This window comes from Streptomyces thermospinosisporus (assembly GCF_039526425.1).
In the GTDB taxonomy this organism is placed as follows: Bacteria; Actinomycetota; Actinomycetes; order Streptomycetales; family Streptomycetaceae; genus Streptomyces; species Streptomyces thermocarboxydovorans.
Genome location: NZ_BAAAIZ010000118.1, coordinates 1 through 6842 on the forward strand (window position 1 = coordinate 1; position 6842 = coordinate 6842).

The following is a 6842-nucleotide window of genomic DNA, read 5'->3' on the forward strand; positions in this document are numbered from 1 at the left end:
ACCCCGCAGTCCGCCTGAAACAAGATCACCGGACTCTACGAAACTCGGGACAGCTCAGACCGAACTGGCGGCAGGCGGCTGTCTGGAAGCAGATTGGACGCAGCAGGTCGGGGTCGCGGATGATCGCGACGCGGTGAACTGAGACGCTCATATGTTCGCGGCCCGCCACAGTGCGTCGACGCGATCGGCCCTCTCCCACGTAAAGTCGGGCAGCTCTCGGCCGAAATGCCCGTATGCGGCTGTCTGGGCGTAGATGGGACGGAGCAGGTCGAGGTCGCGGATGATCGCGGCCGGGCGAAGGTCGAAAACCTTGGAGATCGCCTGCTGGATTGTCTCGCTGTCGATCGTGTTGGTCCCGAAAGTTTCCACAAAGAGACCGACGGACTCGGCCTTGCCGATCGCGTACGCGACCTGTACTTCGCAGCGTGTGGCGAAGTCCGCGGCGACCACGCTCTTGGCGACCCAGCGCATCGCGTACGCGGCGGAAGGTCGACTTTGGACGGATCCTTGCCCGAGAAGGCGCCCCCTCCGTGGCGGGCGGAGCCCCGTACGTGGCGATGATGATCTTGCGGCCGGTCAGGCCAGCGTCGCCCATCGGGCCGCCGATCTCGAAACGGCCGGTCGGGTTGACCAGCAGACGGTAGCCTTCGGTCTCCAGCTTGATACCGTCATCCAGGAGTGCCTTCAACTCGGGCTCCACCACGAACTCCCGGATATCGGGGCCAAGAGCGGTCCCTGGCTGGACGAGCAACGACGCGGCACGCTCATCACCGGGGGCCAGGGCAACGGCACGTGCCTGACCTGGAGGCGGCAACCAGGGACCTGACCTGCGGAAACACTCCCCTTCGGCCGCACGCCGCGCCTCCCTCGGAAGCACCCCCCTCGGACCGCACGCCGCGCCTGCGGGCCGGGGGACTCCTAGCATGTTGCCTGTGCGACCGACTCTCCCGAAGATCGAGGGCAACCGGCTGCAGGGCGTCCTGCAGCTGATCGAGGACGGCATTCACCTCGTCATCGCCGGCCTCCTGGTGCTGCTCGCGGGACTCCTGACCGTCGAGGTCGTCAGCGACCTCGTCGACGCGATTCAGGGGCCGTACCGCGCGGAGACGGTCGTTCTCAGCACCCTGGACAACGGCCTTGTGCTGTTCATCGTCGCTGAGCTGCTCCACACCGTCCGCCTCACCATCCGGAACCGGACCCTCGACGCGGAGCCGTTCCTCGTCGTCGGCCTGATCGCCGGCATCCGCAAGGTGCTCATCGTCACGGCAGAGGCGGAGAAGTCCTTCCGGTGGAAGGTCGAGGGGATCGAGCTGCTCGTCCTGGCGGGGCTGATCCTCGTGATGGCGGCGGCGGTGTACGTGTGGCGGCGCTCGACGCGGCCGGGAGACTACTTCCCGCTTCAGGAGGCGCGGCGCTCCCCGCCGCCGGAGCCCTCACCCACCTCGGTGTCCGGGTCCTGATCCGTCGCCTTCCGCACCCCCCGGCCGCCCCGTCCGCCGCTGGGCCGGCATATGAAGCCGTTCGTGCCGGCGGGTTCACTCCGTGGGCCTGTCACCGTGGTCGTCCTGGAGGGTGCGGCGGCGTTCCTGTTCGCGCTTGGAGTAGGCGGCTGCCCGGATCGCCTCGTCGCTCTCCAGGCCCGATCCCAGCGCGCCGCCCACGGTGGCGACCGAAGCCACGAACCAGGACAACGTCAGGTACTGCGCGGCGTCCAGTGGCTTCCGTGTCGCGGAGACGAACATCTGGTCGTTGAGAATGAACAGCGCCCACAACAAGTTGATGACCAGCAGACCCACGTAGCAGACGAGGACCCCGAGCCCCACGGTCACGACCGTCGAGGCGTTGTAGAGCCGCGCCTGCTGCCTCGCCGCCGGCGAGCTCCCTGATGGCCGGTGCCACAGGTTCGCGTCCACGATCAGCCAGCCGATCATGAGCGCGACGGATCCGACCGTGGCGATCACCAGGCGTGGCGTGCTCAGGGACACGGCCAGTCCCCAGGCGGTGGCGTTCACGGTGGCGATCGCTCCCGTGGCGAGTGCGGCCGCCATGGCTTTCGACAGGCCCGGCACCAGCCGCCACGGCCGGTTGGCGCGGACCATGCCGAAGAGCACCCGCAGGTGACCGCGCGGCCCGCTGACGGCGTACCGGAGATCGCCCATCTCGTCCTCACCGGGCCGGTCCGGACGTATCGGCGAGAGACGAGCGGCGAAGGGGCCCGCGGGCGGCCGGCTTCGCGGAGGTTCCTCGGCCTCCGTGGTCTGCGGGTCCGCCAGGTCGAGCACGGCTTCCTCGACCGCCCGCCGGGTCCTTGTGTACAGCCGCAGGCCCCCGAGGGACGGGAGAGAGACCAGCGCCAGGCCGTGTTCGCGGTCCAGATCCACCGCGAGCTTGCCCGCGTGTGAATGCAGCGGAAGGTCGGTGAGGGCGACGACGATGTCCCAGTCCTCCGCGCTCCCACGGTCCATGATCCGGCGCATCAGGGTGGGCGGGTCCTCCGTCCCCGAGGTGAAGGGCTCACTGACCACCTTCACGTCGAACTGTCGCTCCCGTCCCGACTTGCGGGTGAGCCGGTCCGGAAGTGTCCCGGCCAGGCGCTTGGCGATCTCCGTCGGCGTGTCCGGGTCCGCCAGGAGCGCCACGACCGTGATGTCCTGCGACGACGCCTGCATGGCTCGCCCTCCTCGTCGGGATGCCCCGCGGTCCGAGGTGCCCGCAGGCGCCGCCGCGTAACGTCGACTCCGCATGAATGCCGACTCCGCGTCCCGGAGCACCACCGGTACGTGGCCGCTCGGCGACGCGGTGTACCCCATGCTGCCGGTCCGCGGTCGCTCCGCACGCCCGTCCGACTCCCCGGGCCACCGGACGCCTGGGCCTGGCAGGGCAACACAGGGAGGCTATTTGGGCCCGGTATGCGCATGCGTTCGCGTACTTTTCTCGGCCAGGCTGGCTGGCAGACCCAGGGGGCGGGAGCCCTCGCGAGCCCGCAGCTGGAGGTTGCCGTCATGACCGTGATGTCCATCGCCAGGTTCGAAAGGTTCTTCCGCGTGGCCGGGGGGCTTGACGTCGACAAGAACGATCTCAAGCGCTACAGCGACTTCGTCGACGCCAAGCTCTACGGTCTGCTGACCGTCGCCCAGGCCACCGCCAAGGCCAACGGGCGCGACATCGTCCGCCTGTGCGACCTGCCCATAACGAAGGGCCTGCAGGAGAGCATTCACAACTTCCGGAAGATCGACCACGAGATAGAGCTCAAGCCGATCCTGGAACAGCTCGCCACCCACCCCACTCTGGACCGCGCGCCCGACGAGGAGACCGAGGCGGCCTATCCGGAGATCATCGGCGGACTCAGCCTGGCCCTGGCCCAGAGCTTCAAGATCCTCCACCCCGACCTGAAGAACCCCCAGACCCAGCACTGGGAAGAGGCTCGGGCCGTCTTCGACCTTCTGCTCTGAGCTCGCCGGCCTTCTGCTCCGAGCTCGCCGCGGTGCCGCGTCCCCGTCGGGGTCGCCCCGCGGTGGAGCGGGGCCTCCTCATGGACCGGATCACGGCAGGAGCGCCGCGAAGGACAGGATCACGGACCGGATGATCACGGCAGGAGCGCCGCGAACGAGCCCGGCACCCGGGATTTGAGGTGCTGCCATTCGCCGGCGCTCACATGGCGCTGCAGGGATTTCAGTACGGTGCGCACCAGCCTCTCGCTGCCGCCCTCGACCGCGTAGGGGAATTCGCTCCGGACCCGTGCGAAGAACTCGTCGTTGCTCATCCTCATGGGCGTATCGGCCGGTTTCCAGCCGTCGTAGTAGACGCCTCGGACGATGGTCGGCAGCTGGGCACCGAACTGTACGGCTGTCTCGACCGGGAGACGATCCCGGAGCGGGTGCAGCACGGCCCGCAGCGCCGCATACGACTGCTTGCGCCGGTCCTTGGGCCACTCGAAGGCCTCCTCGACGTCTTTGAGGAGCCGGTTGGCCTTGTCCACCATGGTGTCGAACGATGAGAAACCTGTTTCAACCATTTGTCGTTGGCCTTTCGTTTCCGGGTGCCTCACGGGCTCAGTCCGCGAGGTCCGCCTTGCCGAACAGGACCGCGTAACTGGAGGGGAGCTGGCTGATGATCTGATTCAGCTCTCCCCCGGTGACGGCGTCGGCGACGGTGGTCAGCACCGCGCCGGCGTCCCACTCCGCGGTACGGGGCCGGGCGCGGGTGCGCTCGGCGACCCGGCGGTGGAACTCTTCGATCCCGAAGCTCTCGGCCTGCTGCGGCGCGGCACGGTTCAGTACGTCTCCCAGCGGGTCGGGCAGCTGGGACGCGAGATCCCTGACCTCTCCCGGGCTGATCCGCTGGGCCAGCACCTCCAGCACGGCATTGGTGACAGCCGCGGCTTCGTCCCGGTCGTTGTACTCGCCTCGCTCGCGCACCCGGGCGAGGAATTCGTCATATTTCATCGCTGCCTCCTCTGTGCCGGTCACCGCCGGTCATGGGGGTCGTCCGGTGCGCCGTCGGACCGGTAGCGTCCGTCGCCCGGCGCGTAGCGGTCCTTGCCGACGGCCTTGACCCTGGACTCGCGCTCGGACTCGCGCAGGGCACGGCGGAAGCGCCGGGGGCCCCAGGAACGCCCGTTCACGGCCCGCTTGAGGTCTTCGCGGCTCGTCGGACCGGTTTCCCGGACCGTGTGGGTGATCTGCTCGATCTCGTCGTCGAGGCGTTGTTCCGACATGGCGGACGTACGGCTTGCCGCACCCGCGGTGCCGGCCATCCCCGGCGAGTACACCCTGCTGCCCTGTCCGGTGCCCGGACGATAGCGGCGGGCTCCGGAGCGCTGCCGCTCCCGGCGGCGGGCAGTGCGGTCGGCGATCCGCCGGTCCCGCTCGTGCGCCGCCTGCTGCACATCTGCCGGCCGGAGACGGTCCCGTTCGTCCTGCGGCGCGGGCTCGCCGCGCCAGTTCGCCTCCGCCTCCTCGGCGGTGAGCGGCCGGGCGATGTTCTCCAGGGACTGCTGTTCGGCCCGCACACCGAAGACGACCTCGGCGAGACCGCCCAGTGCCATGGCCGCCGCTCCGACGAGGAAGCCTATGGCCACCAGGTCCGCGTCACCCGTGTGGATCAAATGGCCGAACAGCAGCGGCCCGGTGATCCCGCCCACCGCCGTGCCGACGGCGAAGAACAGCGAGATGGACAGGGCCCGGGTCTCCATGGGGAAGACCTCGCTCACCGTCAGATAGGCGGAACTCGCTCCCGCGGAGGCCACGAAGAAGGTCAGCGAGACCAGCAGGAAGAACCACGCCGTGGTCAGGGAACCGGTGATCATCAGCACGGCGAGGATGGTGGCCACGGCCGCCGAGCCGACGTAGGTGCCCGTGATCATCGGTTTCCTGCCGACGGTGTCGAACAGCCGGCCGAGAAGCACCGGCCCGAGGAAGTTGGCGATCGCGAAGACGGCGAGGAAGTAGGGGACCGTACCGGAGCCGATGTCGAAGAATCCGCTGAGGATCGTGCCCAGGTCGAAGACGATCGCGTTGTACAGGAACGCCTGTCCGATGAAGAGCGCCAGGCCGAGAAGGGCACGCCTCGGGTACCGCCGCAGAGCCACGCCGGCGATCTCCCTGAACGGGATGACCTTGCGCTGACGCACGGTGACCGCCTCGCCGGGTTCCGGCAGCTCCCGGCCGGTCTCCTCGCGCACCTCGGCCTCGATCCGGTCGACGATGCGTTCGGCTTCGTCCTCATGCCCGTGAATGAACAGCCAGCGTGGGCTCTCCGGAACATGGCGGCGTACCAGCATGATTCCCAGGCCCAGAACGCCGCCCAGGCCGAAGGCCAGCCGCCAGCCGAGGTCGGCCGCCAGCAGGCTCTCGTTGAGAAGCAGCACGGCGACCAGGCTGCCGAGCGCCGAACCGACCCAGTAGCTGCCGTTGATGGCCAGGTCCACCTGCCCCCGGTTGCGCGCGGGGATCAGCTCGTCGATGGCCGAGTTGATCGCGGCGTACTCTCCGCCGATGCCCATACCGGTGATGAAGCGGGCGAGGTAGAGGTACCAGGCGTCGTGGGCGAACGCGGTCGCGACGGTGGCGAGGACATAGATGCCGAGCGTGAGCATGAACAGCTTCTTGCGCCCGAAGCGGTCGGTGAGCCTCCCGAACAGCAGGGCGCCGACGCAGGCGCCCGCCACGTAGATGGCGGCGGCAGTGCCTATGTCGGCGCTGGTCAGGTCGATGCCGCTGTCCGCCTCGGTCATACGGGCGGCGACCGCCCCGACGATCGTCACCTCGAGGCCGTCCAGAATCCAGACGGTTCCCAGGCCGACGACGATCCGCCAGTGGAAGCGGGACCACGGCAGCCGGTCCAGCCGGGCGGGAACCTTGGTGGTGACCACGCCGAGTTCGGAGGTGGTGGTCATGCCACGCCTCCTCGTTCAGGTCGACAGGCTGGCGCCTGGGGTGGGACAGAACAGGACGGAATACGCCAGTGCGGATAACGTGGTCCCTCATGCTGCGCTGCCACCTTCTGGGACACCGGTTTCGCTTCTTCCACGAAGGCGACACGATGCTCTGGCACTGCGCGCGCGGGTGCGGGGCAGAGGGAAGCAAGCGCTACCCGACGGCCCGGGACGCGGAGCGTTACGCACGGGCGTTCGACCGCGAGGACCGGGCGGACCTGGGACGGCGAGCACCGCTGGGGCTCCTCCCCCTTCGGCTGGTGCGCGCCTGGCGCCGGCGCCGTGACGGGGCCGGTGGCGGACCGCATGCCGTGCCTCGATCGCGCTGAGGAGCTGTGATGGACGACGTCGTTCATGAGTCACCCCCGGAGGTCGAGCCCCGGCGCGGCCGCGGTTCCGGGCGCCG

General features: G+C 69.0%; 6 protein-coding genes and 1 pseudogene. 2 read left to right on the forward strand and 5 right to left on the reverse strand.

Translation table 11 applies throughout. The annotated features are described in order from the left end of the window. Positions 1-147 precede the first annotated feature (147 nt). Positions 148-727 (reverse strand): annotated as a pseudogene (locus ABD207_RS29505) (methionine adenosyltransferase domain-containing protein); the annotation flags it as partial. Positions 728-923: 196 nt separating this feature from the next. On the opposite strand from ABD207_RS29505, the gene ABD207_RS29510 reads away from it, so the two are divergent. Further along, positions 924-1460, forward strand: a complete 537-nt coding sequence (locus ABD207_RS29510) for a phosphate-starvation-inducible PsiE family protein (RefSeq protein WP_344016306.1) — start codon at positions 924-926, stop codon at positions 1458-1460. A gap of 75 nt (positions 1461-1535) precedes the next feature. On the opposite strand, the gene ABD207_RS29515 is transcribed toward ABD207_RS29510, so the two are convergent. After that, the gene (locus ABD207_RS29515; RefSeq protein ID WP_344016308.1) at positions 1536-2669 is read right to left on the reverse strand and encodes a hypothetical protein; all 1134 of its coding nucleotides are present in this window, start codon (positions 2667-2669) and stop codon (positions 1536-1538) included. A gap of 333 nt (positions 2670-3002) precedes the next feature. Here ABD207_RS29515 and ABD207_RS29520 point away from each other — a divergent pair, with 333 nt between their 5' ends. Next, the gene (locus tag ABD207_RS29520) at positions 3003-3452 is read left to right on the forward strand and encodes a DUF1931 family protein (protein ID WP_344016309.1); all 450 of its coding nucleotides are present in this window, start codon (positions 3003-3005) and stop codon (positions 3450-3452) included. A 134-nt stretch (positions 3453-3586) separates the two neighbouring features. Here the strand turns inward: ABD207_RS29520 and ABD207_RS29525 are convergent, their stop codons facing one another. From ABD207_RS29525 to ABD207_RS29535, 3 genes are all read right to left on the reverse strand, one after another. After that, positions 3587-3982 carry a DUF2267 domain-containing protein gene (locus ABD207_RS29525; RefSeq protein ID WP_344016310.1) on the reverse strand — a complete coding sequence of 132 codons (396 nt, stop codon included), beginning with the start codon at positions 3980-3982 and terminating at the stop codon, positions 3587-3589. Positions 3983-4052: 70 nt separating this feature from the next. Beyond that, positions 4053-4445, reverse strand: coding sequence for a DUF2267 domain-containing protein (locus ABD207_RS29530; protein WP_344016311.1), 393 nt, complete (start codon positions 4443-4445; stop codon positions 4053-4055). Positions 4446-4465: 20 nt separating this feature from the next. Then, complete coding sequence (locus ABD207_RS29535; RefSeq protein WP_344016312.1) at positions 4466-6397, reverse strand: MFS transporter; 1932 nt, start codon at positions 6395-6397, stop codon at positions 4466-4468. Positions 6398-6842: the final 445 nt, after the last annotated feature.